Source organism: Streptomyces drozdowiczii (assembly GCF_026167665.1).
Classification (GTDB): domain Bacteria; phylum Actinomycetota; class Actinomycetes; order Streptomycetales; family Streptomycetaceae; genus Streptomyces; species Streptomyces drozdowiczii_A.
In genome coordinates this window covers 6,263,156-6,289,477 of sequence record NZ_CP098740.1, presented here as the reverse complement: position 1 = coordinate 6,289,477, position 26,322 = coordinate 6,263,156, and the positions used below count along the sequence as shown (strand labels likewise).

General features: G+C 71.9%; 25 protein-coding genes and 1 pseudogene. 9 read left to right on the top strand and 17 right to left on the bottom strand.

What is annotated here, in order from left to right:
- Window positions 1-13: 13 nt before the first annotated feature.
- A complete protein-coding gene (locus NEH16_RS28555; protein WP_265545815.1) occupies window positions 14-1,303 on the bottom strand; it encodes an ABC transporter substrate-binding protein in 1,290 nt (429 codons plus the stop codon).
- 263 nt (window positions 1,304-1,566) lie between these two features.
- Between NEH16_RS28555 and NEH16_RS28550 the strand changes: the two genes are divergently transcribed.
- Window positions 1,567-3,603 (top strand): NPCBM/NEW2 domain-containing protein, encoded by a 2,037-nt coding sequence (locus NEH16_RS28550; RefSeq protein ID WP_265545814.1) that lies wholly within the window; start codon window positions 1,567-1,569, stop codon window positions 3,601-3,603.
- On the opposite strand, the gene NEH16_RS28545 is transcribed toward NEH16_RS28550, so the two are convergent.
- Window positions 3,593-4,552, bottom strand: coding sequence for an ROK family protein (locus tag NEH16_RS28545; RefSeq protein ID WP_073969732.1), 960 nt, complete (start codon window positions 4,550-4,552; stop codon window positions 3,593-3,595). The genes NEH16_RS28550 and NEH16_RS28545 overlap by 11 nt on opposite strands.
- A gap of 177 nt (window positions 4,553-4,729) precedes the next feature.
- Here NEH16_RS28545 and NEH16_RS28540 point away from each other — a divergent pair, with 177 nt between their 5' ends.
- On the top strand, window positions 4,730-5,758 hold the full coding sequence (locus NEH16_RS28540; protein WP_073969733.1) for a LacI family DNA-binding transcriptional regulator: 1,029 nt from the start codon (window positions 4,730-4,732) through the stop codon (window positions 5,756-5,758).
- A 10-nt stretch (window positions 5,759-5,768) separates the two neighbouring features.
- On the opposite strand, the gene NEH16_RS28535 is transcribed toward NEH16_RS28540, so the two are convergent.
- From NEH16_RS28535 to NEH16_RS28515, 5 genes and pseudogenes are all read right to left on the bottom strand, one after another.
- Window positions 5,769-7,067 carry a DUF6986 family protein gene (locus tag NEH16_RS28535; protein WP_265545813.1) on the bottom strand — a complete coding sequence of 433 codons (1,299 nt, stop codon included), beginning with the start codon at window positions 7,065-7,067 and terminating at the stop codon, window positions 5,769-5,771.
- Between the two features lie 171 nt (window positions 7,068-7,238).
- The gene (locus NEH16_RS28530; protein ID WP_265545812.1) at window positions 7,239-8,201 is read right to left on the bottom strand and encodes an electron transfer flavoprotein subunit alpha/FixB family protein; all 963 of its coding nucleotides are present in this window, start codon (window positions 8,199-8,201) and stop codon (window positions 7,239-7,241) included.
- 59 nt (window positions 8,202-8,260) lie between these two features.
- On the bottom strand, window positions 8,261-9,046 hold the full coding sequence (locus NEH16_RS28525; protein WP_093705338.1) for an electron transfer flavoprotein subunit beta/FixA family protein: 786 nt from the start codon (window positions 9,044-9,046) through the stop codon (window positions 8,261-8,263).
- A 202-nt stretch (window positions 9,047-9,248) separates the two neighbouring features.
- On the bottom strand, window positions 9,249-9,755 hold the full coding sequence (locus NEH16_RS28520; protein ID WP_265545811.1) for a flavin reductase family protein: 507 nt from the start codon (window positions 9,753-9,755) through the stop codon (window positions 9,249-9,251).
- A 195-nt stretch (window positions 9,756-9,950) separates the two neighbouring features.
- Window positions 9,951-10,276: pseudogene (locus tag NEH16_RS28515) on the bottom strand (TlpA family protein disulfide reductase).
- Window positions 10,277-10,495: 219 nt separating this feature from the next.
- On the opposite strand from NEH16_RS28515, the gene NEH16_RS28510 reads away from it, so the two are divergent.
- Window positions 10,496-11,218 carry a lysophospholipid acyltransferase family protein gene (locus NEH16_RS28510; RefSeq protein WP_265545810.1) on the top strand — a complete coding sequence of 241 codons (723 nt, stop codon included), beginning with the start codon at window positions 10,496-10,498 and terminating at the stop codon, window positions 11,216-11,218.
- A 53-nt stretch (window positions 11,219-11,271) separates the two neighbouring features.
- Here NEH16_RS28510 and NEH16_RS28505 read toward each other — a convergent pair whose 3' ends face one another.
- The 3 genes from NEH16_RS28505 to NEH16_RS28495 are packed head-to-tail and all read right to left on the bottom strand — an operon-like array spanning window position 11,272 to window position 14,521.
- A complete protein-coding gene (locus NEH16_RS28505; RefSeq protein WP_265545809.1) occupies window positions 11,272-12,354 on the bottom strand; it encodes a threonine aldolase family protein in 1,083 nt (360 codons plus the stop codon).
- Window positions 12,333-13,097, bottom strand: a complete 765-nt coding sequence (locus NEH16_RS28500; RefSeq protein ID WP_073968798.1) for an SDR family NAD(P)-dependent oxidoreductase — start codon at window positions 13,095-13,097, stop codon at window positions 12,333-12,335. Before NEH16_RS28500 ends, NEH16_RS28505 begins: the two co-directional genes overlap by 22 nt.
- Before the next feature lie 26 nt (window positions 13,098-13,123).
- Window positions 13,124-14,521, bottom strand: a complete 1,398-nt coding sequence (locus NEH16_RS28495; protein ID WP_265545808.1) for a DUF6421 family protein — start codon at window positions 14,519-14,521, stop codon at window positions 13,124-13,126.
- A gap of 253 nt (window positions 14,522-14,774) precedes the next feature.
- Between NEH16_RS28495 and NEH16_RS28490 the strand changes: the two genes are divergently transcribed.
- Window positions 14,775-15,461, top strand: coding sequence for a glycerophosphodiester phosphodiesterase (locus NEH16_RS28490; protein ID WP_265545806.1), 687 nt, complete (start codon window positions 14,775-14,777; stop codon window positions 15,459-15,461).
- Here the strand turns inward: NEH16_RS28490 and NEH16_RS28485 are convergent, their stop codons facing one another.
- Window positions 15,462-16,016, bottom strand: coding sequence for a GNAT family N-acetyltransferase (locus NEH16_RS28485; RefSeq protein ID WP_265545805.1), 555 nt, complete (start codon window positions 16,014-16,016; stop codon window positions 15,462-15,464).
- A 232-nt stretch (window positions 16,017-16,248) separates the two neighbouring features.
- On the opposite strand from NEH16_RS28485, the gene NEH16_RS28480 reads away from it, so the two are divergent.
- The 5 genes from NEH16_RS28480 (at window position 16,249) to NEH16_RS28460 (ending at window position 19,656) form a co-directional block, all read left to right on the top strand.
- Complete coding sequence (locus NEH16_RS28480) at window positions 16,249-16,842, top strand: DUF5134 domain-containing protein (RefSeq protein ID WP_265545804.1); 594 nt, start codon at window positions 16,249-16,251, stop codon at window positions 16,840-16,842.
- A gap of 86 nt (window positions 16,843-16,928) precedes the next feature.
- Window positions 16,929-17,864: a M56 family metallopeptidase gene (locus NEH16_RS28475; protein ID WP_265545803.1), complete on the top strand. Its 936-nt coding sequence runs from the start codon at window positions 16,929-16,931 to the stop codon at window positions 17,862-17,864.
- Between the two features lie 76 nt (window positions 17,865-17,940).
- Window positions 17,941-18,633, top strand: a complete 693-nt coding sequence (locus NEH16_RS28470; protein WP_265545801.1) for a phosphatase PAP2 family protein — start codon at window positions 17,941-17,943, stop codon at window positions 18,631-18,633.
- A gap of 71 nt (window positions 18,634-18,704) precedes the next feature.
- Complete coding sequence (locus NEH16_RS28465) at window positions 18,705-19,406, top strand: HAD family hydrolase (protein WP_265545799.1); 702 nt, start codon at window positions 18,705-18,707, stop codon at window positions 19,404-19,406.
- 70 nt (window positions 19,407-19,476) lie between these two features.
- On the top strand, window positions 19,477-19,656 hold the full coding sequence (locus NEH16_RS28460) for a hypothetical protein (protein ID WP_051083973.1): 180 nt from the start codon (window positions 19,477-19,479) through the stop codon (window positions 19,654-19,656).
- 141 nt (window positions 19,657-19,797) lie between these two features.
- Here NEH16_RS28460 and NEH16_RS28455 read toward each other — a convergent pair whose 3' ends face one another.
- The 6 genes from NEH16_RS28455 to NEH16_RS28430 form a co-directional block, all read right to left on the bottom strand.
- Window positions 19,798-20,181, bottom strand: coding sequence for an ArsR/SmtB family transcription factor (locus NEH16_RS28455; protein WP_265545797.1), 384 nt, complete (start codon window positions 20,179-20,181; stop codon window positions 19,798-19,800).
- Window positions 20,182-20,236: 55 nt separating this feature from the next.
- Window positions 20,237-21,316: an aldose epimerase family protein gene (locus tag NEH16_RS28450; protein WP_265545795.1), complete on the bottom strand. Its 1,080-nt coding sequence runs from the start codon at window positions 21,314-21,316 to the stop codon at window positions 20,237-20,239.
- A gap of 96 nt (window positions 21,317-21,412) precedes the next feature.
- On the bottom strand, window positions 21,413-22,441 hold the full coding sequence (locus NEH16_RS28445) for a LacI family DNA-binding transcriptional regulator (protein WP_265545793.1): 1,029 nt from the start codon (window positions 22,439-22,441) through the stop codon (window positions 21,413-21,415).
- Between the two features lie 109 nt (window positions 22,442-22,550).
- Window positions 22,551-23,615 carry an ABC transporter permease gene (locus tag NEH16_RS28440; RefSeq protein ID WP_265545791.1) on the bottom strand — a complete coding sequence of 355 codons (1,065 nt, stop codon included), beginning with the start codon at window positions 23,613-23,615 and terminating at the stop codon, window positions 22,551-22,553.
- The gene (locus tag NEH16_RS28435) at window positions 23,612-24,538 is read right to left on the bottom strand and encodes an ABC transporter permease (protein ID WP_430523783.1); all 927 of its coding nucleotides are present in this window, start codon (window positions 24,536-24,538) and stop codon (window positions 23,612-23,614) included. Before NEH16_RS28435 ends, NEH16_RS28440 begins: the two co-directional genes overlap by 4 nt.
- A 43-nt stretch (window positions 24,539-24,581) precedes the next feature.
- Window positions 24,582-26,237, bottom strand: coding sequence for a sugar ABC transporter ATP-binding protein (locus NEH16_RS28430; protein ID WP_073968810.1), 1,656 nt, complete (start codon window positions 26,235-26,237; stop codon window positions 24,582-24,584).
- Between the last annotated feature and the right edge of the window lie 85 nt (window positions 26,238-26,322).

Sequence of the window (26,322 nt, the reverse complement as noted above, 5' to 3'; positions counted from 1 at the left end):
GCGCACTCCCGGTTCAGTCCGAGGCGAAGATGGTCTTCTTCTGCCGTTCGATGTCGTTGACCAGGCCGTCCACGTCGTCTGGGCTGCTGATGAACTTCTGGATCGCGGGGATCATGACCGTGGACGCGAAGTCCGGACGGGTGTCCCGGTCGAGGAACTGCGAGATCTGCTTGGCGCCCGAGACGAGTTCGACGGCCTTCTTCTGGATCGCGGAGTACCCGGAGGTGTCCGCCTCCTCGCTGACCGCGATGTTGTTGGGGTCGCTCTTGAGGTAGATGTCCTCGGCCTTCCCGGTGGCGAGCCACTTCACCAGGTCCTTGGCGCTCTCCAGCGTCTTCTTGTTCTTCAGGTTCTTGGACTTCTTGGCCAGCAGGAACCCGTCGATGGGCGCCTCCACGGCGTCCTGGCCGTGCTCGGGGTCGATCTCGGGGAAGGGGAAGAAGTCCAGGTCGGTCTGCTCGGCCTTGGGGAACTGCGCGCCGGGGTGGGGCAGACCGAGGACGGTCATGCCCGCCTCGCGCTTCTGGAGGCTGGTGGCGGCCTCCTGCCAGGTGCGGCCGTTGGCGCCGGGCTGGCAGTACGGAAGAAGGCGCCGCCAGGTGTCGAAGACGTCCCGGACGCGTTTGTCCGTCCAGGCTTCCTGACCGGCCATGAGGCTCTTGTGGAATTCGTATCCGTTGGTGCGCATGTTGATGTAGTCGAAGGTGCCCATGGCGGGCCAGCCGTCCTTGTCGCAGAACGCGATGGGGTCCAGCTTGTCCTTCTTCATCTGCTTGGCGAGCGCCACGTACTCGTCGAGCGTTCTGGGCACCTGATAGCCGCGATCGGTGAACAGGCTCTTCCGGTGGAAGACGGCCCACGGATAGTAGTAGTACGGGGTGAGGTACTGCTTGCCGTCCTCGCCGCTGGACTGGTCCTTCAAGGCGTCGGAGAATCCCGTGTAGTGCTGCCAGTTGTCGCTGATGTCGTACAGCAGGCCCTTCTTCGCGAAGAACTGCATGCGGTACCCGGCGAACCACATGAAGACGTCGTCGGGCTTGCCCTGGAGATAGCGGTTGATGTTCTCCTGGAAGGTGTTGTGGTCGACGGTGTTGACCTTCACCTTCCGGCCGTCCGACTGCGCGGCGTACGCCTTGAACGCGTCGGCGAACGCTTTCTTGGGAATGGGGTCGGAGGCATTCGATCCCAGGGTGACGGTCTTGCCGTCGCCACCGGGTCCGCCGCCGCACGCGGTGAGCAGGGCGGGAAGCGTGACCGCGCCGGCACCGAGCGCCGCGCCGCGCAGCAGGCTCCGCCGGGACATCCGGTGTCCCGCGACACTGCCGGGCAGATCCGATCTGTTGTACGAGTGTGCCATGAGCCCGTCCTCCGGAAGGCAACCGAACACAACCGAACGTGCGCTTGGATCTCACCCCCAACATGGGGCGCAGTCAAGGGTTTTGACGAGATGCGGCCGACCGGGCACCCGCCCTCTTCCAACAGACTTCAACACGCCCTAACGTATTCGCTCGCCTTGGCGTGCACATGTCGCCATCCGATCCGGCACGAGTACGGAGGAACGTAACGATGCGTCATCTTCCAAGCCGTCCCACCCGAGCGAGCCGCCGCAGAGTCCTCGGAGCCCTGGTCGCGGGCCTCCTGTGTACGGCGGGGACCGTGGTGCCCGCCGCCGCGCACGCCCCCGCGCCGCCGCCTGCCGCCGGTCCCCGGGCCGCGAACGGACTGGCCCTCACCCCGCCCATGGGATTCAACAACTGGAACTCCACGCATTGCCGCGCCGAGTTCGACGAGGAAATGGTCAGGGGAATCGCCGACATCTTCGTGGAGAAGGGACTGAAGGACGCCGGGTACGAGTACGTCAATCTGGACGACTGCTGGGCGGTTCCGGAACGCGACGCGGAGGGAAAGCTGGTAGCCGATCCGGTGCGCTTTCCGCACGGCATCAAAGCGGTCGCGGACTATGTACACGCGAAGGGCCTCAAACTGGGGATCTACACCAGCGCCGGCACCAGGACCTGCGACAGCGTGGGCATTCCCGGAGCACTCGGCCATGAATTCAGCGACGCGCGGCAATTCGCCGACTGGGGCGTGGACTACCTCAAGTACGACAACTGCAACAACCAGGGCGTGGACGCCAAGGAGCGCTATACGACCATGCGCGACGCGCTCGCCGCGACCGGACGGCCCATCGTCTACAGCATCTGCGAATGGGGCGAGAACAAGCCCTGGGAATGGGCCGCCGAACTCGGCAATCTCTGGCGCACCACGGGCGACATCAACGACAGCTGGGGCAGCATGCTGTCGATCATGAAGCAGAACCTCCCGCTGTCCGCCGCGGCCGGTCCCGGCCACTGGAACGACCCCGACATGCTGGAGGTCGGCAACGGCGGGATGACGGACACCGAGTACCGCACCCACTTCTCGATGTGGTCGGTGATGGCGGCGCCGCTGCTCATCGGCTCCGACCTGCGCACCGCGTCCCGGGAGACCTTCGACATCCTCTCCAACGAGGAGGTCATCGCCGTCGACCAGGACCCGCTGGGCAAGCAGGGCAAGGTGCTCTCCTCCGAGGGCGGACGCTGGGTCGTGGCCAAGGAGATGAAGGACGGCTCCCGCGCCGTGGCGCTGTTCAACGAGACCGGCAGCCCCCAGCGGATCGCCACCACGGCCGCGGCGGTGGGCCTCCCGCGCGCCTCCGGGTACACCGTGCGCGACCTGTGGGACCACACCACCCGCAACACGGCGGGCGGGCTCTCGACGACCGTGCCCCCGCACGGCACCGTGCTGCTGCGCGTCGCGGCCGACCGCCGCTGGGCCGCGCACCCGCCCGGCGTCGAACTCGCCCTGGAGGGCAGCCCGCTGGTCGAGGCGGGCCGCACCGCCACGCTGACGACGAAGGCCACCGACCTGGGCCGCACGCCCGCGCTCACGGTCTCCGCCGCGCTCACCGGCCCGTCCGGCTGGCGGGTGGAGGCCGCATCGCCGACGCGGACGGCCGCGCTGCCCACCGGCGGCGCGCTGGCCACCCGGTGGCGGGTGACGGCCCCCGCCGGAGCGTCCCCCGGCGGCTACGACCTGGCGCTCACCGCCCAGTACCGCTCCCCCACCGGTGAGCGGATCCGGTCCGCCGTCGCGTTCCGGGCCCATGTGGTGGTGCCGCCCCCGGCCGGCGGCGGCTACCTCGGTGACCTGCCGCAGCTCAGCGCCTCCAACGGCTACGGCCCCGTAGAGAAGGACACCAGCAACGGCGAGAGCGCCGCGGGCGACGGCCACCCGCTGACAATCGGCGGCCAGGTGTACGCCAAGGGGCTCGGTGTGCACGCGGCGAGCAGCGTCGAGTACTACGCGGGCGGCGCGTGCGACACCGTGACGGCGCAGGTGGGAGTGGACGACGAGAAGGGATCCAAGGGCAGCGTCGCCTTCGAGATCCGGGCGGACGGCAGGAAGGCCGCGTCCACCGGGGTCCTGACCAACGCGATGGCCCCGCAGCCCCTCTCGGCGGACGTGACCGGGGCCCAGGTCGTCCGTCTGGTGGTGACGGACGGCGGCGACGGCGTCGACTCGGACCACGGGGACTGGGGAGACCTGCGGATCACCTGCTGAGCGGGTCCGCGAGCGGCCGGGCGGTGGTGGCCAGCGCGGCCGCCGCCGCCCCGACCAGGCCCGCGTCGTTGCCCATGACCGCGGGCACCACGGTCAGGTGCTGGACGAAGGAGAGTGTGGCGTACCGGCGCAGGGCCGTGCGCAGCGGGGCGAACAGCAGCTCGCCCGCCCCGGCCACCCCGCCGCCGATCACCGCGATGTCGATCTCGACCAGGGTCGCCGTCGCGGCGATCCCCGCCGCCAGGGCCTGCGCGGCGCGTTCGAAGGAGGCCACGGCGACCGGGTCGCCGGCCCGGGCGGCGGCCGCGACGCCGACCGCGGTCGCGTCGCCGTCCGGACCGGGCCGCCAGCCGGCGTCCAGCGCGCGGCGCGCAATGTTGGGGCCGCTCGCGATGCGTTCGACGCAGCCGCGCGCCCCGCACGGGCAGAGGTCGCCGTCGAGGTCCACGCTGATGTGCCCGATGTGGCCGGCGTTTCCGCTGGGGCCGGGGTGCAGGGCGCCGCCCAGGACGAGCCCGCCGCCGACACCGGTCGAGACGACCATGCACAGCGCGTTGTCATGGCCCCGCGCCGCGCCGAGCCAGTGCTCCGCCGCCGTGATCGCGACGCCGTCGCCGACCAGCGTGACCGGGAGGCCGCCGGTGGCGTCCGCGACGCGCTCGACCAGCGGGAAGCCCCGCCAGCCGGGCACGTTGACCGGGCTGACCGTGCCCGCGGCGGCGTCCACCGGGCCTGCGCTGCCGATGCCCACGGCCGTCGCGCCGCCCCAGTACGGGGACGCGGCCAGGTCGGCGAGGACGCCGCCGACCGCGTCCATGACGCGTTCGCCGCTCTCCCGCGCGGGCGTCGGCCGCTGGGCGCGCACCACGAGCCCGCCGTCCCGGTCCACCAACGCGCCGGCGATCTTGGTGCCCCCGATATCGAGGGCGGCGACGAGGTCGGTCTGCATCGGTGTGGCTCCGGGTGGTGTGGGCGGGACCTGCGGCTCAGGTGCAACAGTCTGCCCAGTCTCCATTCCCTTGACAACGTTGTCCAGGGCCTATGCTCGACGCCACACCCTCCGGGAGCCCCACGGCGGCCGCCGTGGCCCGCCGGGACCGCCCGACCGACGACAGGACAGCGCACCGTGGCCGAGACCGCCCGCCATCCCGAGCCCCGTTACGGCAACCGGCCGACCATGAAGGACGTGGCCGCCCGGGCGGGGGTGGGGCTGAAGACGGTGTCGCGCGTGGTCAACAGCGAGCCGGGGGTCACCCCGGACACCGAGCGCCGGGTGCAGGAGGCGATCGAGGCGCTGGGCTTCCGCCGGAACGACAGCGCGCGGGTGCTGCGCAAGGGCCGGACCGCCTCCATCGGCCTGGTCCTGGAGGACCTGGCGGACCCCTTCTACGGGCCGCTGAGCCGCGCGGTCGAGGAGGTGGCCCGGGCGCACGGCGCCCTGCTGATCAACGGGTCGAGCGCCGAGGACCCGGAGCGCGAGCAGGAGCTGGTCCTCGCCCTCTGCGCGCGCCGGGTCGACGGGCTCATCGTGATCCCGGCCGCCGACGACCACCGCTATCTGGAGCCGGAGATCAAGGCCGGGGTCGCGACGGTCTTCGTGGACCGCCCGGCCGGGCAGATCCAGGCGGACATGGTGCTCTCGGACAGCTTCGGCGGGGCGCGCGAGGGCGTCGCCCATCTGATCGCGCACGGCCACCGCCGTATCGGCTTCATCGGCGACCAGCCCCGTATCCACACCGCGACCGAGCGCCTGCGGGGTTACCACGCGGCGATGGCGGAGGCCGGGATAACCGTCGAGGACTCCTGGGTCTCGCTGGGCTCCACGGACCCCGGCCGGGTCCGCGCCGCCGCCGATGCGATGCTCTCGGGCCCGGAGCCCGTGACGGCGCTCTTCTCCGGCAACAACCGCGTGACGGTGACGGTGGTGCGCGCCCTCGCGGACCGGGAGCGGCCGGTCGCCCTGGTCGGCTTCGACGACATCGAGCTGGCGGACCTGCTCGGCATCACCGTCGTCTCCCAGGACGCGGCGGCGGCGGGCCGCACCGCCGCCGAACACCTCTTCCGGCGCCTGGACGGGGCCGGTCACCCGCCGGCCCGCGTGGAACTCCCGACCCGGCTGATCGCCCGCGGCTCCGGGGAGCTCCCCCCGGCCTGAACGACGCCCCTCAGGGCGCGGTGACCGTCAGGGTGCCGCGCCGGGGCGAGGCGAAGGCGTCCAGGTCCGCGCGGGTCAGCCCGGTCAGCTTCGCCACCTCGTCGGTGTCCAGGGCGCCGCAGTCGATGCCGCGCAGCAGGTACCCGCTGAGCGCCTTGGCGGTGGCCGGTTCGTCCATCACGTCGCCGCCGGCCTTGGAGACGTACGCGGCGAGCCGGGCGGCGGCCTGCTCCAGTCCCTCGCGGTAGAACATGTAGACGGCCGCGTAACGGGTCGGCAGGTGGCCCGGGTGCATGTCCCAGCCCTGGTAGTAGGCGCGGGCCAGGGCGCGGCGCGTGAGGCCGTAGTGCAGCCGCCACGCCTCGTGGACCTGCGGCGTCGGCCCGACGGGCAGGACGTTGGTCGAGCCGTCGGATACGCGTACGCCGGTGCCGGCCGCGGCGACCTGCATGACGGCCTTGGCGTGGTCGGCGGCCGGGTGGTCGCTCGCCTGGTACGCGGCGCTGACGCCGACGCAGGCGCTGTAGTCGAACGTGCCGTAGTGCAGCCCGGTCGCCCGCCCCCGCGCCGCGTCGATCATGCGGGCCACGGCGGCGGTGCCGTCGGCGGCCAGGATGGACTGGCTGGTCTCGATCTGGATCTCGAAGCCGATGCGCCCCTCGGGCAGCCCGTGCGCCTGCTCGAAGGCTTCGAGGAGCTGGACGAAGGCGGTGACCTGCTCGGGGTACGTCACCTTCGGCAGGGTGAGGACGAGCCCGTCGGGGAGGCCGCCCGCCCGCATGAGGCCGGTCAGGAAGACGTCCGTGGTGCGGATGCCCCGGTCGCGGACGGCGGCTTCCATGCACTTCATCCGGATGCCCATGTACGGGGCGGCCGTGCCGTCGGCGTACGCCTCCGAGACGAGCCGGGCCGCGCGGGCCGCCGCCTCGTCCTCCTCGGCGTCGGAGCGGGGTCCGTAGCCGTCCTCGAAGTCGATCCTGAGGTCTTCGACCGGCTCGCGCTCCAGCTTGGCGCGTACGCGGTCGTGGACGGGCCCGGCCAGCTCGTCCGGGATGCCGAGCACTCCGGCGAGGGCCGCCGCGTCGGGGGCGTGCTCGTCCAGCGCCTTCAGCGCCTCGTCGCCCCAGGTGCGCAGGGTCCCGGCCGTGAAGACGTCGCCCGGTACGTAGACCGTGTGCACGGGCTGGCGGGTGCCGGGGTCGCCCGGGTAGCGGCGGGCGAGTTCGGCGTCCACCGGCGCGAGGGACGCGCTGATCCCGTCGCTGACCGCACCGGCGAGGCTCGTCGCCACCTTCTCCTGCTGACCCATCGTCCGCACCCTCCACGCTCCGGTCGTTTCCGCTTCCCGGAAACAACAATCCGTATAGTGAAGTTATAAGGCGGTCGCAGCCGAGTCAACGGTGACCGGAAACGGCCCGGGGCCGCACGGTGCGTTCACCGTGCGGCCCCGGGCCGTCGCTCGTGCGAAACCGTCCGGCGATCAGCCCTTGCGGGTGTTGATCTCCTCGGTGAGCTGGGGGACGACGGCGAAGAGGTCGCCGACGACGCCGTAGTCCACGAGGTCGAAGATCGGGGCCTCGGCGTCCTTGTTGACCGCGACGATGGTCTTCGAGGTCTGCATGCCGGCCCGGTGCTGGATGGCGCCGGAGATGCCGTTGGCGATGTAGAGCTGCGGGGAGACGGACTTGCCGGTCTGGCCGACCTGGTTGGTGTGCGGGTACCAGCCCGCGTCCACCGCGGCGCGCGAGGCGCCCACGGCGGCGCCCAGCGAGTCCGCCAGGGCCTCGATGACCGCGAAGTTCTCCGCGCCGTTGACGCCGCGGCCACCGGAGACCACGATCGCGGCCTCCGTCAGCTCCGGACGGCCCGTGGACTCACGCGGGGTACGCGAGAGGACCTTCGTGCCGGTGGCCTGCGCCGAGAAGGTGACCGCGAGGGTCTCCACGGCACCGGCGGCCGAGGCCGCCTCGACCGGGGCGGAGTTCGGCTTGACCGTGATGACCGGAACACCCTTGGAGACACGGGACTTGGTCGTGTACGAGGCGGCGAACGCGGACTGCGTGGCCACCGGGCCCTGGTCACCGGCCTCCAGGTCGACGGCGTCGGTGATGATGCCGGAGCCGATCCGCACCGCGAGGCGGGCCGCGATCTCCTTGGCCTCCGCGGAGGAGGACAGCAGCACGGCGGCCGGGGACACGGCGTCGAAGGCGGCCTGGAGCGCGTCCACCTTCGGTACGACGAGGTAGTCGGCGAACTCGGGGGCGTCGGCGGTCAGCACCTTGACCGCTCCGTGCTCGGCCAGCACGTCGGCGGTGTCGGCGGCACCGTTGCCCAGGGCGACGGCGACGGGCTCACCGATGCGGCGGGCGAGCGTCAGCAGCTCCAGGGTGGGCTTGCGGACGGCACCGTCCAGGTGGTCGACATAGACGAGAACTTCAGCCATGGGACTTCAATCTCCTGCGTGTGCGAAGTAGGCGGGGGTGGCGAACGGGATGCCGGGGCTCAGATGAACTTCTGGCCGGCCAGGAACTCGGCCAGCTGCTTGCCGCCCTCGCCCTCGTCCTTCACGATCGTGCCCGCGGTACGGGCCGGACGCTCGGTCGCGGAGTCGACCGCGGTCCACGCACCCGCCAGACCCACCTCGTCCGCGTCGATCCCCAGATCGTCCAGGTCCAGGGACTTCACCGGCTTCTTCTTCGCCGCCATGATCCCCTTGAACGACGGGTAACGGGCCTCACCCGACTGGTCGGTCACCGACACGACCGCCGGAAGCGACGCCTCCAGCTCCTCCGACGCACTGTCCCCGTCCCGGCGCCCCCGCACCACACCGCCCTCGACCGACACCTGCGACAGCAGCGTCACCTGCGGCACACCCAGCCGCTCCGCCAGCAGCGCCGGAACCACACCCATCGTGCCGTCCGTCGACGCCATCCCCGAGATCACCAGGTCGTACCCGGTCTCCTCGACCGCCTTCGCCAGCACCAGCGACGTACCCAGCGCGTCCGTACCGTGCAGATCGTCGTCCTCGACGTGCACCGCCTTGTCCGCACCCATCGACAACGCCTTGCGCAACGCGTCCTTGGCATCCTCCGGACCCACCGTCAACACGGTGACCTCCGCATCGTCAGCCGCCTCCGCAATCTGCAACGCCTGCTCGACCGCATACTCGTCCAGCTCCGACAGCAGACCGTCGACGTCCTCACGGTCCAACGTCAGGTCATCGGCGAAATGCCGGTCACCGGTCGCGTCGGGCACGTACTTCACAGTGACAACGATCCTCAAGCTCACGCCGGCTCTCCTACTGCATCGTCATTTCCGGGCTGCCTTGTTGCACGCAGCATAGGCGCCTGATGGGGCGTTTTCCGGTCGGGGCGACCGACGCTCCGACCGTCATATTACTCGCCAGTACATCCAGCGTGTGCCCAATGAGCAAGCGCTTCGCACTGTGATCTGTCCTACCCGGTATGCCCAGGAACCCCCGGGCATCGCGTCAGTCCCGCAGAGCCGTGAACCGGCCCTGGTGATAGACGAGCGGCCGGCCCGTGCCGACCGGGTCGCCCTCGACCACCTGCGCGATCACGATGTGGTGGTCGCCCGCCGGGACCCGGGCCACGACGCGGCAGACCAGCCACGCCAGCACGTCGTCCAGCAGCGGAACGCCCTCCGGGCCGCTGCGCCAAAAGGTGGAGGGGCCGAACCGGTCGGCGCCGCTCCGGGCGAAGGTGGCGGCCAGCTCCTTCTGGTGTTCGCCGAGTATGTGCACGCCCACGTACTCGGCCTCGGCCAGCACCGGCCAGCTGGAGGACGAGGTGCCGACACCGAAGGAGACGAGGGGCGGCTCGGCGGCCACGGAGTTGAGCGAGGTGGCGGTGAAACCGACCGGGCGCTCCCCGGCGGCGGTGATCACGGCGACCCCGGCGGCATGCCGGCGGAACACGGAGCGCAGGAGGTCGGGAGATGCCGTGCGCGCCTTGCCGAGCCCGGGTGATGCCGTCATGGAGATGTCCTTCTCGCGTCGGAAGTGCGGGGTCGTGGATGCTCAGGCACCCGGACAGCACGCACCGGCGCTGCGGGCGAGATCGAGGGGGGCCCGGCCATGGAGAAGGGGATCTGACGGCATAACGTCAGACTGACGATGCGGGGTCCGCGCCGTCAAGGGCGTCCCGTCAGGTGGGAGGAGCATCACGGCCCGTCAGATCGCCCGGCCGAGGGCGGCGACGACGTCGACGGTACGGGGCTGCCCCTCGGCCCGGCGGACGATCCGGCCCCCGCGTCGAGGACCAGGACGGTCGGGGTCCGGCTGATGCCGAGGTCGCGTACGAGCGCGAGACGCGCCTCCGCGTCGATCTCCACATGGGCGACGCCCTCGACCATTCCGGCCACCTCCGCGAGGGTGCGGCGGGTGGCCCGGCATGGCTGGCAGAAAGCGGTGGAGAACTGGACGAGTGTGGCCCGCTCCCCCAGTTCCGCGCCGAGTCGTGCCGCGTCCAGCCTCTCGGCGCCTGCCTGCCCGTCCACCTTCGGCCTCCTGTCAGAGTTCTACGCAAGGGGTCAGCGTCCGCGACGCCCCGGGCATTCCCGGGCGCCCTACGTGACGAGAATCTCGCGGCCCGGCGCCGCCGGGACTGGCCACCACGTCACCGCATGGGGCACGATCGGCGCAATGCCGAAAACCTACGGCTGCGTAACTTCCGCCGGGAGAACCTCCGCGGGCGCTGAAGAAAGGGTCTTCCCCAGATGGCAGAACTCGTCTATCGGCCGGTCATCGGCGCCGCTCGCACGTTTTTCAAGGCGCTCGACCTGAAGATCGACACTCAGGGTTCGGAGCACATCCCGAAGACCGGTGGCGCTGTTCTGGTCAGCAACCACATCAGTTATCTGGACTTCATCTTCAGTGGCCTCGCCGCCCTTCCGCAGAAGCGGCTGGTTCGTTTCATGGCCAAGGAATCGGTATTCCGGCACAAGGTCTCCGGGCCTCTGATGCGCGGTATGAAGCACATTCCCGTCGACCGCGAGCAGGGCGAGGACGCGTACGCGCACGCGCTGGAGTCGCTGCGTTCCGGGGAGATCGTCGGGGTCTTCCCCGAGGCGACGATCTCGGAGTCGTTCACGCTCAAGAGCTTCAAGTCCGGCGCCGCGCGTTTGGCGCAGGGGGCCGGGGTGCCGCTGATCCCGATGGCGCTGTGGGGCACCCAGCGGCTCTGGACGAAGGGCCGGCCGCGCAGCTTCAAGCGCAACCACATCCCGGTCACCATCCGCGTCGGGGAGCCCGTGGAGGCCCCCACCGACCAGTACGCGGGCGCCATCACGCGGCGGCTGCGCGAGCGGGTGCAGGAGCTGCTCGAAGCGGCCCAGCGGGCCTATCCGGTCCGGCCGAAGGACGCGAGCGACACCTGGTGGGTGCCCGCGCACCTGGGCGGCACGGCTCCGACGCCGGCCGAGGTCCGCGAGCGCGGCTGAAACGCCACGCCGGGGTGCGGACGTCCCGCACCCCGGCGACGGCCGGGCCCCCGCTAGGCGGCGGCCATCTCCTCCTTGAGCGCGAGGAGGAACGCGTCGACGTCCTCCTCCGTGGTGTCGAAGGCGCACATCCAGCGCACGTCCCCGGCCTGCTCGTCCCAGAAGTAGAAGCGGAAGCGCTTCTGGAGCCGCTCGGTCACCGCGTGCGGCAGCCGTGCGAAGACGGCGTTGGCCTGGACGGGGTGAAGGATCTCCACCCCGTCGATGCCGCGCACGCCCTCGGCGAGCCGCTGGGCCATGGCGTTGGCGTGGCGGGCGTTGCGCAGCCACAGGTCGCCCGCGAGCAGCGCCTCCAGCTGTACGGAGACGAAGCGCATCTTGGACGCGAGCTGCATGGACAGCTTGCGCAGGTGCTTCATGGCCCGGACCGCGTCGGGGTTGAGGACGACGACGGCCTCGCCGAAGACGGCCCCGTTCTTCGTGCCGCCGAAGGAGAGCACGTCGATGCCGACGGTGTTGGTGAACGTCCGCATGGGCACGTCCAGGGAGGCCGACGCGTTGGCTATGCGGGCGCCGTCGAGGTGCACCGTCATGCCGTGCCCGTGGGCGTGTTCGCAGATGGCGCGGATCTCGTCGGGTGTGTAGACGGTGCCCAGTTCGGTGTTCTGCGTGATCGAGACGACCTGCGGCATGGCGCGGTGCTCGTCGTCCCAGCCGTACGCCTGCCGGTCGATGAGCTCCGGCGTGAGCTTGCCGTCCTCGGTGGGGACGGTGAGCAGCTTGAGGCCGCCGACGCGCTCGGGTGCCCCGCCCTCGTCCACGTTGATGTGGGCGGACTCGGCGCAGATGACGGCGCCCCAGCGGTCGGTCATGGCCTGGAGCGACACCACGTTGGCACCGGTGCCGTTGAAGACCGGGAACGCCTCGGCCGTGGGACCGAAGTGGCTGTGCATGACGCGCTGGAGATGGCCCGTGTAGTCGTCCTCGCCGTAGGCGACCTGGTGGCCGCCGTTGGCGAGGGCGAGTGCCGCGAGGATCTCGGGGTGCGTCCCCGCGTAGTTGTCACTGGCGAAACCGCGGACCTGCGGGTCGTGATGGCGACGCGCGTCGGTCCTTACGGTTGCGGGGTCAGCCACAGGCGCTTTCCGTTCACTTCCGGGGCGGGCCGGTCCCAGACGCCGGCGATGGCATCGGCCAGGTCCTTGACGTCGGTGAAGCCCGCGAACTTCGCATTCGGGCGCTCGGCGCGCATCGCGTCGTGCACCAGTGCCTTCACGACCAGGATCGCAGCCGCGCTGCGGGGGCCGTCCTCGCCCCCCGCCTTGCGGAAGGAGTCGGCGAGGGCCAGGGTCCACGCCTCGGCGGCGGCCTTGGCGGCGGCGTAGGCGGCGTTGCCGGCGGTGGGCTTGGTGGCGCCCGCCGCGCTGGTCAGCACGAAGCGCCCCCGGTCGCTGCGCAGCAGGCAGTCGTGGAAGGCCAGCGAGGTGTTCTGCACCGTGCGGATCAGCAGCTTCTCCAGCAGCGTCCAGTCGGCGGGGTCGGTCTCGGCGAAGGTCGCGCTGCCGCGCCAGCCGCCCACGAGGTGGACGACGCCGTCGATGCGGCCGAACTCCTTCTCCGTCTTGGCCGCCCATTCCCGGGTGGCGGCCAGGTCGAGCAGGTCGACGGTGTCGCCGGTGACGGTCGCGCCGCCGTGGGCGTAGCGCGCCGCGTCGACGGCCTCCGCGAGCCGGGTGGGGTGGGAGTCCGACGCGACGACGACCGCGCCCGCTTCGGCGAGGCGCAGCAGCGTGGCCCGGCCGGCCGGGCCGGCGGCTCCGGCGACGGCGACCACGGCCCCTTCGAGCGCGCCCTCGTCGCCCGTGCTTGTTCCGTTCATGGCCTCCGCCTCCTTGGGACCTGTGCTCACGCGGCAGCCTTCCCCGCGTCCGAGGCGGTGATGCCCTTGGTCGAGGCGATCACGTTCTTCAGCTTCTTGGAGAGGGCCTCATAGAACATGCTCAGGGGAAACTCGTCCGGAAGCACGTCGTCCACGAGTTTCCGCGGCGGCTGGGAGAGGTCCAGGGCGTCCGGGCCCTTGGCCCAGCGGGAGCCGGGGTGCGGGGCGAGGTAGGTGGAGACGAGGTCGTAGGCCGCGAACCAGTGGACGATCTTGGGGCGGTCGATGCCGTCCCGGTAGAGCTTCTCGATCTCGGCGCAGAGCTGGTTGGTGACCCGCGGTGCGCGCTCCCAGTCGATCCGGAGCGTGTTGTCGGTCCAGCGGACCACGTCGTGCTTGTGGAGGTACGCGAAGAGGAGCTGGCCGCCGAGGCCGTCGTAGTTGCGGACGCGCTCGCCGGTGACCGGGAAGCGGAACATCCGGTCGAAGAGCACGGCGTACTGCACGGCGCGGCCGTGGGCGTTGCCCTCGGCCTCCAGCTTCACGGCCTCCTTGAAGGCGGTGAGGTCGCAGCGCAGCTCTTCGAGGCCGTACATCCAGAACGGCTGGCGCTGCTTGATCATGAAGGGGTCGAACGGCAGGTCGCCGTGGCTGTGGGTGCGGTCGTGGACCATGTCCCAGAGCACGAACGCCTGCTCGCAGCGCTGCTGGTCGCCGATCATCGCGCGGATGTCGTCGGGCAGTTCGACGCCGAGGAGGTCGACGGCCGCCTCGGTGACGCGGCGGAAGCGGGCAGCCTCGCGGTCGCAGAAGATGCCGCCCCAGCTGAAGCGCTCGGGGGCCTCGCGGACGGCGATGGTCTCCGGGAAGAGCACCGCGGAGTTGGTGTCGTAGCCGGAGGTGAAGTCCTCGAAGGTGATGCCGCAGAACAGCGGGTTGTCGTAGCGGGCGGCCTCCAGCTCGGCGAGCCAGTCGGGCCAGACCATGCGCAGCACGACCGCTTCGAGATTGCGGTCGGGGTTGCCGTTCTGGGTGTACATGGCGAAGACGACCAGGTGCTGGAGGCCGTCGGCGCGACCCTTGGCGGGCTGGAAGGCCAGCAGGGAGTCCAGGAAGTCGGGGACGTCGAAACCACTGCCCACCCAGGCGCGCAGGTCCTTCACGAGGGCGCGGTGGTACGCGGCGTCGTGCGGCAGCAGCGGGGACAGCTCCTCGACGGCGCCGATGACCCGCTCCACGGCGGCTTCGGCGAGCGCCGGGGCGGGCGCGCCCTCGGCGTCGAAGTCGATGGATCCGTCCTTCGACTGCCAGGGGCGGATCTCCTCCACGGCGTTCTTGAGCGCGGGCCAGGCCGGGTGCTCGATCACCCGTGGGGCGGCAGCTATGTCGCCGGATGCGGCGTCGTGCACAAGAATTTCCGTCATCACACTTCCTCCACGGGAGAACCTCGCGTCCGACCACCGTATCCGCGTGCGAGTCCCCAGGACAAGTGGGATTGTGGAAATTATCCTGCCGACCCCCCATGGTCACCGTCATTTTTCCTGTGGTACGCCGCTGAGGCGGCTTCTTCGGGGGTTTCGCGGGGCGCTGCGCGACCGGCCCCGCCCCTCCCCCGTACGGCGTTCCGAGGCCACTAGGCTGCCTCGGGAACAGAGCGTCGACGGAAGCGAGCGGGCCTTGTCTATTCTCACGATCGGTCATCGCGGAGCGGCGGGCTTCGAGCCGGAGAACACTCTGCGCTCGTTCGTCCGTGCCGAGAAGGAGGGCGTGGACCTCATCGAGCTGGACCTGCATCTGAGCAAGGACGGCGCGCTGGCCGTCATGCACGACGCGGAGGTGGACCGGACGACCGACGGCGAGGGCCCGATCGCGGAGAAGACGCTCGCCGAGCTGCGCGCGCTCGACGCGGGCCTGGGCGAGCGGGTGCCCGTCTTCGAGGAGGTCCTGGACGCCGTGCGGTCCCCGCTCCAGGCGGAGATCAAGGACGTGGCGGCGGCCCGCACCCTGGCCCGGGTGATGCACGAGCGCGATTTGGTCGAGCGCGTCGAGGTGATCTCGTTCCACGACGAGGCGATCGCCGAGATCGCGCAGCTGGTCCCGGGCGTGCGCACGGCGCTGGTGGCCAGCCGCTGGGGCGGGGACCTGCTGGACCGCGCGAAGGCGGTGGGCGCGACCCGGCTGATCCTGAACGTCCGGCGCATCACGCTGGAGCTGGTCGACAAGGCCCACGCCGAGGGGCTGACGGTCTTCGGCTGGACGGTCAACACCCAGAAGCAGCTGCGGCTGGCCCAGGGGCTGGGGCTCGACGGCGTGACCACCGACCACCCCGACATCCAGCGCGGGGGCGGCGCCCCCGCGCAGTGATCAGCCGGCCAGCTCCTTGACCAGCAGCTCGAAGGCCAGGTCGTCGCGCTGAGGGATGCCGAAGCGCTCGTCGCCGTACGGGAACGGGGAGAGCTTGCCCGTGCGGCGGTAGCCCCGGCGCTCGTACCAGGCGATGAGCTCCTCGCGGACGGAGATCACGGTCATGTGCATCTCCCGCACGCCCCAGCCCGCCCGGACGGTGCGCTCGGCCTCGGCGATGATCACCTTGCCGAGGCCGGCGCCCTGGAGCGCGGGCCTGACCGCGAACATGCCGAAGTACGCGGCCTCGCCGCGGTGCTCCAGCTGGCAGCAGGCGACGGGCGCGCCGTCGCGCTCCACCACGAGCAGTCGGCTGCCCGGGCTCTCGACCACCGCGCGCACGCCCTGCGGGTCGGTGCGCTGCCCCTGGAGGATGTCCGCCTCGGTGGTCCAGCCGGCGCGGCTGCTGTCGCCGCGGTACGCCGACTCGATCAGCTCGACGAGCGCGGGGATGTCCGCCTCGGTGGCGTCGCGGAACGTCAGCTCTCCCGTGTCCCGGGGCGGGGCGGTGTCCATGGCGGGGTCTCTCCGGATTCTGTGCGGGGGCGGTGCCGGAGCAGCGTAACTCCGAGGGCGGCGCCGGGGCTCCCGGCGGTCCTCAAGGGGCGCGCGGGGGCGCGCACCGGGCGCGTCGCGGAGAGACCCCCGTCGCGCGCTCCCCCAGTACCTCCGTGCGCCGCGTACGGGTGTCCGGCCCCGGGCATCTACCGGTCGACGGCGATGTCGTTCGCCCGGGGGGAGGGCCGCTGTGCACGGACCGGCGATGTCCGGATGGCTGCTGATGGCGTTGTGCGCGGGGACGGGCTCGTACTGCTTGCTGCGCACCCGTACGGGGAGAGCGGAGGAGCGCGGAGCGGCGCGGGCCGAGGCGCTGATGGGCTTCGGCATGGCCGCGATGGCGATACCGGCGGCGGCCGTCGCCCCGCCCGCCTGGGGGTGGGCGGTCTGTGCGGTGTTCTTCGGGGTCGCGGCGCTGCGGGCGCTGTGGTTCTCCCGGCGCGGCGGACACCATCTGCACCATCTGGTCGGCTCCTCCGCGATGGTCTACATGGCGGTGGTGATGGCCCGAACCGGGGCGGGCGGGCACGGCGGCGGCCATGCCGCGCACGCGATGGGTTCCCCCGGCATGGCCGGCGCGGGCGGCATACCCGTGCTGACGGGGCTGCTTCTCGTCTACTACGCGGTGTACGTGCTGCGCTCGGGCGCCCGGCTGGTGCCGGTGGCCGCGGCGGCCACCGCCGTCGGGCCCGCGCCCGGCGGCTGGGGGGCGCGCCCCGAGCTGGCGCTGGCGTGCCGGCTGACCATGGGCCTGGCCATGTTCGCGATGCTGCTCACCCTGTGAGACGGGAAGGGCCGCCTTTCGTGGTGTGCGTCACTTGGCGCGCGGAGCCATATCCGTGTGTGGCGCGGCCCTCATAGGCTGACGCCATGTGGGTCTCCCTAGCGCTGCTGCTGCTCGGTGCACTGGCCGCCGTCGTGACCCCGCGCCTGATGGCGCGGGCCGAGTGGCCCGAGCGCGAGCCGGTGGTGGCGCTGTGGGTGTGGCAGTGCGTGGTGGCCGCGGTGCTGCTGTCGTTCGCCCTCGCCATGACGATCAGCGCGGCCGCCGCCTGGCAGGCGGTACGGGGCCATGTCTTCGCGCCCGCCCCGCACGCCGTCGTGGAGGCGTACGCCCTCGCGGGCCACGGGGCGTGGTCGGCGGTGATGGCGGTGCTGCTGGCCCTCGGCGGGGTGTGGACGGCCGCCATGCTGGCCCGGGAGATCCACCGGGCGCAGCTGCGGCGCAAGCGGCGGCGGACCGAACTCCTGGTGCGCGCCCCGCTGATGCCCGGCGAGGAGCCGGGGTCCGGGCGCCTTGTCGTACTGGAGGGCGAGCGCCCCGACGCCTGGTGGCTGCCGGGTTCCGCGCCCCAACTCGTCATCACCACGGCCGCGCTGGGGCGGCTGAAGGGACGCCAGCTGGACGCGGTCCTGGCCCATGAGCAGGGCCACGCGCAGGCCCGGCACGACTGGCTGCTCAACTGCTCGGAGGCGCTGGCCTCCGGCTTCCCGCAGGTCCCGGTGTTCGCGGCCTTCCGCAACGAGATGCACCGGCTGGTCGAGCTGGCGGCCGACGATGTGGCCTCACGCCGCTTCGGCCGGCTGACGATCGCCCTCGCCCTGGTCGAACTCAACGAGGACCGGGGCGTGTTCGGCCCGTCCTCGGCCGCGGACGCGGAGCTGCCGTCGCGGGTGAACCGGCTGCTGGCCCCGGCGGGCAGGCTCACGGCGGCACGGCGGCTGCGGCTGACCGCGGCGGCGGCGCTGGTGCCGGTGGTCCCACTCCTGGTGGCGTTCGTGCCGGGGCTCAGCGCACTGAAGTAGCGAGAGCGGGCGCTCTCCCGGGCCTTCCGGCGCGCTGAAACAGCCACGGGCGGCGCGCGTCGGCGAGGATCGTGCCATGCACATTCCGCTGCTCTCCCCCGTCGGCCGGGTCCGCGCCGCCTCGCGCCTCTCGCGGGCGGGCACGGTCTGCGCCGTGTTCGGCGGTGCGGTGACGGCGCTGGTCGTCGCCCGGTGGCGGCCGCTCGTGGACCTGGACGAGCGGATCGCGGAGGCGCTGCACCGGCGGGCGGTCACCGAGCCCGGCTTCGTCCATGTCAACCGGCTGCTGACGGACTGGCTGTGGGACCCGTGGACCTTCCGCGCCCTGGTCGCCGTCGCGGTGGTGGCCCTGTGGTGGCGCGGGGCCCGCCCACTCGCGGTGTGGGTCGCGGCGACGATGTTGCTCTCGGCGCTCGTCCAGCAGGGTGTGAAGGCCGCCGTCGGGCGGGACCGGCCGCAGTGGACGGACCCGGTGGACTCCGCCCACTACGCGGCCTACCCCTCGGGGCACGCGATGACGGCGACCGTGAGCTGCGGGCTGCTGCTGTGGCTGCTGTACCGGGCCGGTGTGCGGCGCGGGGTGTGGCGGGCGGCGGTGGGCGCGGCGGCCGTCTCGGTGCTCGGGGTGGGGCTCACCCGGCTGTATCTGGGCGTGCACTGGCCGTCCGACGTGCTGGGCGGGTGGCTTCTCGGGGCCGCCCTGGCCGCCTTCGCGATCCGGGGCTTCGACCGCTGGTGCGCCGCCTCGCCCGCGCGCCGGGGGCTCTGACCAGGCAGGCGCCGTGGCCGCCGGACAGGCGCCCTTGCCCGGGGCCCGCCGGTTCGGCGAGGATCGGTGCCATGCCGATCAAGGGTGCCCTCTTCGACTTCTCCGGGACGCTGTTCCGGATCGAGCCGGTCCGTTCCTGGCTCGCCGCGACCCTCGCCGAGCGGGGGGTGCGGGTGGACGAGGCCGCCTTCGAGCGGTACGCGGCGGAGCTGGAGGCGTTCGGCGCGCTGCCGGGCGGGCCCAACCCGAAGCGGATGCCCGAGGAGCTGGCGGAGGGCTGGGCGCACCGCGACGAGAACGCCGAGCTGCACCGCGCGGTGTACACCGGTCTGGCCCGCCAGGTCGCCCTGCCCGACCCCGGTCTCTATGACGCGCTGTACGACCGCCATCTGCGCCCGGACGCCTGGCGCCCCTACCCGGACGCGGCGGAGGTGCTGGAAGGGCTGCGCGCGGCCGGGGTCCGGATCGGGATCGTCAGCAACATCGGCTGGGACCTGCGCCCCGTCTTCCGCGCGCACGGCCTGGACCGCTACGTGGACGCGTACGTCCTCTCCTTCGAGCACGGAGTCCAGAAGCCGGACGCACGCCTCTTCCGCACCGCCTGCACACTTCTCGGACAGAATCCGACGGATGTGGTCATGGTCGGCGACGACCGGCGTGCCGACGGCGGGGCCGCGGCGCTGGGCTGCGAGGTGCGTTTCGTACGCCATCTGCCGGTGGAAGAGCGGCCCGACGGGCTGCGGGAGCTCGGACTGACCGAGAAGGTTGCCTGAGACACATGTGAGAGATGTCCCTGACGCGCAATGGGTCGGATTGTCACATCGTGGCCTTAGCCTGGAGAACATGTCCCCGACTCCGTGCCCGTCCGATTCCGTACGCCCCGCAGCAGTGGTGAATGAAGACATTCGCGACCTGTGGCGGCGTTCGGGCGGCCACCTGTCCCCGGAGGACGAGGAGCAGTACCAGCGCCTGCTGGTCGAGTGGGCCGCCGCGACCGGGGGCGGCGAGCGGCCGGCGTTCTGAGACGTCCCGGCTCCGGCGATCCCCTGCGTCGCCGGAACCGGTCCGTGGCGGGGGTACAGCATGTCCCGTCATGGCTGATCGGTCAATGAAGTACTACGGTCCGTGAGAACACCGGCCCGTACGGTGACGGAGCGCGCCGCCTCACGCCTCGCCGAGGCGCTCCGCCTGGCCGGCCGCCGCTTCCAGGACGCGGTCGAGCAGCCCGGGGAACAGCGCGTCGAGGTCGTCCCGGCGCAGTCCGTTCATCTTGGCGGTGCCCCGGTAGGTCTGCTGGACGATGCCGCTCTCGCGCAGCACCCGGAAGTGGTGCGTGGAGGTGGACTTGGTGACCGGCAGCTCGAAGCAGGAGCAGGTCAGCTCGGACCCGGCGGCGGCCAGTTCGCGTACGACACTGAGCCGCACCGGGTCCGAGAGGGCGTGCAGGACCGCTTCGAGCCGGATCTCCTCACGGGCGGGGTGGGGCAGGGCGCGCGCGCCCGCTGCCGGGGCGGTGGTGCTGGCAGGGGTCACGGTCGCTCTCCGCATCGTCGCTCCGTCCGGAGCTCCCATACTACGAGACTCGTCGTAATTCGCCTCCCCCTCACCCCTGCGGCGCCGCCAGGTGCGGGAAGCGGTATTCGGTGCGGCTGCGGAGGTGTTCCCCGGGGCGCAGCACCGTGGACGGGTGGTCCGGGCGGTTGGGCGAGTCGGGGAGGTGCTGGGTCTCCAGGCAGACGGCGCTGTGGCGCTCGTGGTGGCCGCCGTCCGGGTCGGCGAGGGTGCCGTCCAGCTGGTTGGCGGTGTAGACCTGGATGCCCGGTTCGGTGGTCCACACCTCCATGACCCGTCCGCCGCCGGGTGCGGTGAGGCGGGCGGCGCGGCGGGGGGCGGCCGGTGCGTCCGCGCCGTCGAGGACCCAGCAGTGGTCGAATCCGCCCGCTCGGCGCAGCTGTTCGTCGGGCAGGGCGATCCGGTCCGCGAGGGTCTGCGGGGCGGTCAGGTCGAACGGGGTGGCGGCGACGGGCGCGGCGGGGCCCTCGGGGATGCCCTCCTCGTCCACGGGGAGGTAGTGCCCGGCGTCCACCTGGAGGGTGTGGCCGAGGATGTCGCCCCGGGCGGTCAGGTCGAAGTACGCGTGGTTGGTGAGGCTGACGACGGTGGCGCGGTCGGTGGTGGCCGCGTAGTCGAGCGCCAGGGTGCCGGCCGCGTCGAGGGTGTACGTCACGGTCACGTCCAGCGCGCCGGGGAAACCCATGTCGCCGTCGGGGCTGTGCAGCGTGAGCCGCAGGACGGCCGCCTCGTCCGTCGCGGTGCCCTCGGCCCGCCAGATCCGGGTGTGGAAGCCGTCCGGCCCGCCGTGCAGGGCGTGGCCCCGGTCGGTGGTGGGGACCTGGTGCTCCGTACCGTCGAGGGTGAACCTGCCGTGCGCGATGCGGTTGGCGTAACGGCCGACGAGGGCGCCGAAGAACGGGTTCTTGCCCGTGTAGTCGTCGAGGGCGGGCAGCGAGCGGACGACGGAGGCCGGGGTTCCGGCGGTGTCGGGCACGGTGAGCCGGTGCAGGATGCCGCCGTAGGTGAGGATCTCGGCCCGGACTCCGGTGCCGGAGTCGAGCGTCCAGATGTCGACGTCCGTGGACCCGTGGGCGCCGAACGGTTTGCTGTGCACGGTGGGGCGAGGCATCAATGATCCTTGGGGCGATCGGAAGGCCGGAGCGGCCGGACGGGCGGGGCGTGGGCGGCGGACTCCCCAGGGGTGGCGGGGAGTCCGGCCCGTGGCTCAGGCCCGGTCGGCGGCGGGCCGGGGAACGGTGGATTCGCGGACGACGAGGCGGTAGCCGGGCCGGGGCCGCCTGGGCTCCGCCACCGGCTCGCCGGAAAGGCGCTCGACCAGGCTGTCGACGGCGAGCCGGGCGATGGCCTCCTTGTCGGGCGCCACGGTGGTGAGGGTGGTCGCGCCGTAGAGGCTCTCCTCGATGTCGTCGAAGCCGACGACGGCGACGTCCTCGGGGATGCGCAGGCCGCGTGCGGTGAGGGTGCGCATGGCGCCGATGGCGATGAGGTCGTTGTACGCGAAGACGGCGTCGGGGCGCTCGCCCCGGTCGAGGAGCGCGGCCATGCCGGAGGCCCCGTCCTCGCGGCCGTAGCCGTCGGTGACGACGACCAGCGCCTCGTCGGGCTCGATCCCGGAGGCGGCCAGCTCCTCGCGCCAGCCGCGCAGCCGGAGGTGGGCGGGCTGGCGTTCGCGGCCGGTGCGGGAGCCGAGGAAGGCGATGCGGCGGTGGCCGAGCTGGACGAGGTGGCGTACGGCCTCGCGGGCCGCGGCGACGTTGTCGATGGCGATGTGGTCGTACGGGGCCTCGTACTCGCGCTCGCCGAGCAGGACCAGGGGCGCGGTCTCGGTGCGCGCCATCAGGTCCTCGGTCTCCAGGTGGATCGGGCTGAGGATGAGCCCGTCGATGACGTGGGACCGGAACCCCTGGCTGACGAGGAGTTCCTTCTCGCGCAGTCCGCCGGTGTGGTCGACCAGCACGGTGTAGTCGTGCCGGGCGGCGGCGTCGACCACCGCGCCGGCCAGCTCCGCGAAGTACGGGTTGCCGAACTCGGGGACGGCGAGCGCGATGATCCCGGTGCGGCCCTTGCGCAGATGGCGGGCGGTGAGGTTCGGCCGGTAGCCGAGCTCGTCGATGGCCTGCTGCACCTTGGCGCGCATCTTCGGTGTGACGTGCTGATAGTTGTTCACCACGTTCGACACGGTCTTGATGGACACGCCCGCCCGTTGCGCAACGTCCTTGAGGCTGACGCCCACGGCACTCCCTGAATCGACTTGTCGCGCGGTGAGGCGCGGTGGCCCGGCTCCCGCCGGTTCGGCTCGATCGGCTCGAACGGTGCCGGGGCCGTGGGGCCCCGGCACCGGTTCAGGTGGTTCTGCGGCTGCGCGCCAGATAGCGCTGGGCCACGACGACAACGATAAGGAAGCCGCCGCTGACGACCGACTGGTACGAGGAGTTCAGCGAGCCGATCTGGTTGATCAGGTTCTGGATGACCTGGAGGAGCAGGACGCCCCAGAGCGTGCCGCTGATGGAGCCGGCGCCGCCGATGAGGAGGGTGCCGCCGATGACGACGGCGGAGATCGCGTCCAGCTCCATGCCCACGCCGATGATGGTGACCCCGGAGGAGAGCCGGGCGGCGTTGAGCGCGCCGGCCAGTCCGGCCAGCAGTCCGCTGAGCGTGTAGACGAGCATCTTCGTACGGGCGACGGGCAGGCCCATCAGGGTGGCGGCGTCACTGCTGCCGCCGACGGCGAAGATCGACTGGCCGAACGAGGTGCGCTGGAGGAGGAGTCCGCCGAGGCCGAACAGCGCGAGGGCGATGAAGATCGGGTAGCCGAAGCCCCAGATCGCGCCCTGTCCGAGTTCCGCGAAGGCCGAGTCCTTGGACACCAGGTAGGTGGTGGCGCCCTCGTCCGTGATGGCGAGGAGCAGCCCGCGCGCCCCGAGGAGGGTGGCGAGCGTGACGATGAACGGGGCCATTCCGGCGCGGGCCACGAGGAAGCCGTTGAGCAGGCCGATCGCGCCGCACACCACGAGCGGGACCAACAGGGCGGGCAGGATGCCCCATTGGGAGGCCCAGGCGGCGAGCACCCCGCCCAGGGCGAAGACGGACCCGACGGAGAGGTCGATGCCGCCGGTGATGATGACCATGGTCATGCCGAGCGCGACGACGGCCAGGAACGACGCCTGGACGGTCACCCCGCGGGCGTTGTCCAGGGTGGAGAACGTCGACGGGTAGATGCAGGACGCGACGATCACGACCGTCAGGAGGACGACCAGGACGCCCTGGCGTTGCAGGAGTTCGGCGATCCGCCCGCCGGTCGTGCGCGGCGATCCGGCACCGGGCGCCGGCGTGGTGGCGCCGGAGGCGGCGGGGGTCTTGCGCGGGGCCGGGGCGGAGGCCGCCGGCGCAGGTGAGGTTTCGTTCATCGGGACCGACGCTCCCGGGCGACGTAGACGGCGGCGATGATGATGGCCGCCTGGGCGATCTGTGCGGTGGAGTCGGGCAGGTCGTGCTTGATGAGGGTGGCCCGCAGCAATTGCATGAGGAGGGCGCCGGCGACGGTGCCGAGGACCCGGATGGAGCCGCCGTTGAGCGGGGTGCCGCCCACCACGACCGCCGTGATGGCGGAGAGTTCCATGAGGGTGCCGAGCGAGGAGGGGTCGCTGGCGGTGAGCCGGGCGGTGGCCAGGACTCCGGCGAGGGCGGCGAGCACCCCGCAGAGCACGTACACCCCGATGAGCACCCGGCGTACGGGCAGTCCGGCCAGGGCGGCGGCGGAGCGGTTGCCGCCGATGGCGACGACCTGGCGGCCGAAGGTGGTCCGGGTGACGAGGAAGGCCACGGCGACGGCGAGCACGCCGGCGATGAGGACGACCAGCGGGATGCCGAGGAAGGAGCCGGTGCCCAGCGAGAGCAGGTCGGGGTTGACGATCTGCTTGAGCTGGCTGTCCGCCATCACCAGGGCGAGGCCCCGGCCGCCGACGAACAGGGCGAGCGTGGCGACGATCGGCTGGAGGCCGACGAGCGAGACCAGGGTGCCGTTGACCGCTCCGACGAGGGCGCCGGCGAGCAGCGCCATGACGAGTGCGGGGACCAGTCCGTAGCCGAGGTAGAGCGGCAGCAGCGCGGCGGCCAGGGCCATGGTCGAGCCGACGGAGAGGTCGACGCCCTCGGTGCCGATGACGAGCGCCATGCCGAGGGCGACGATGACGATCGGGGCGACCTGGACGAGCTGGGTGCGCAGGTTGTCCACCGTCATGAAGTGCTCGGTGAACAGGGCGTTGAAGACGAGGACGACCGCGACGGCGAGGTAGACGCCGTACTCCTGGTACCAGGCGGGGTCGCGCAGCCGGGCGAGCGGCCGGGCTGCGGGGTGGTGACTGCGGCCTGGGTCATCGGGGGTCCTCCTTCGCGGCCGGCGCCTTGTCCGCGGCAGCCGGTGAGTGGTCGGCGAGCACTTCGAGCAGATGGCTCTCCGCCACCTCGTCGCCCGCCAGCTCGCCCGCGACCGCGCCGCCCCGCAGGACGACGATCCGGTCGGCGCCCTCGATCAGTTCCTCGATGTCGGAGGAGATGAGCAGGACGGCCAGGCCCTCGCGGGCGAGGTCGTCGATGAGGCTCTGGACCTCGGCCTTGGCGCCGACGTCGATGCCCCGGGTGGGTTCGTCGAGCAGCAGGACCTTGGGCTCCAGGCAGAGCCAGCGGGCCAGCAGCACCTTCTGCTGGTTGCCGCCGGAGAGCTCGCCGACCTTCTGCTCGGGGCTCGCCGCCTTGATCCTGAGTCGCTTCATGAAGATGTCGACAATGCGGTCCTGCTTGGCGCGGGAGACGATGCCGGCGCGGGAGAGCCGGGGCATCGCGGCCAGCACGATGTTCTCGCGGACCGAGAGGCCGGGCACGATGCCCTCGGCCTTGCGGTCCTCGGGCAGCAGGCTGATCCCGGCCCGGATGGCTCCGGCCGAGGTGAGGCGGCGCAGGGTGCGTCCGGCCACGCTGACCTCGCCGGAGTCCAGGGAGAGCGCACCGGCGATGGCCTTCGCGGTCTCGCTGCGCCCGGAGCCGAGGAGTCCGCCGAGGCCCATGACCTCACCCGCGTACAGGTCGAGGGAGATGTCGTGCAGCTGGTGGTCGCGGGAGAGGCCGGTGGCGGTGAGGACGGGGGTGCGCGCGGCCTCGTGGCCCTCGGAGTCGAAGTTGGTCAGCCCTTCGCGGCGCACCTCGGCCATGTCGCGGCCGAGCATCATCGAGACGAGCTGCATCCGGTCGAGGTCGGCGAGGTCGCCGGTGTGGATGTGGTGGCCGTCGCGCAGGACGGTGACCCGCTCGCAGATCCGGTACAGCTCGTCCATGCGGTGGCTGACGTAGAGGACGGCGATGCCGCGTCCGCGGAGGTCCTCGATGACCCGGAAGAGCGTCTCGACCTCGCGGGGCTCCAGCGAGGAGGTGGGTTCGTCCATGATGACGACCTGGGCGTTCACGGAGACGGCGCGGGCCATGGCGACCATCTGCTGGGTGCCGATGCCCAGGGTGTGCAGGGGGCGCTTCGGGTCGACGCGGACGCCGAAGCCGTCGAGGAGTTCGCTCGCCTCGCGGTACATCCGGGGGAAGTCGATCAGGCCGAAGCGGTTCTTGGGCTCGCGGCCGAGGAAGATGTTGCGCGCCACGCTCATCAGCGGGACGAGGTTCACCTCCTGGTAGATCGTGGAGATGCCCGCTTCCTGCGCCTCGAAGGGCCGGCTGAAGGAGACCTGTTCGCCGGCCAGCCGCAGCTCGCCCTCGTCGGGCCGGTAGACGCCCGTCAGCACCTTGATGAGGGTGGACTTGCCGGCTCCGTTCTCCCCCACCAGGGCGTGGGTCTCGCCGGCGCGCAGGGAGAAGGAGACGCCGTCGAGGGCGACGACGCCCGGGAACCGCTTGCTGACCGAGCGAGCCTCCAGGACGGCGGGTGCCGCGCCGGGCTCGTCCGCGAGGGCCGTTCCGGTCGCGCTGCTCTCCTTCACGTCGGCGGCCGGCTCCGGCGGCTGCGGTACTGCTTCGGGTGGTGCCATGGCTGGTCTTGGCCTTCCGCTCTTCCAAGGATGGGGGCCCGGTGGCCGCCGTGGCGGGGGAGCGCCACGGCGGCGGTGAACCGAC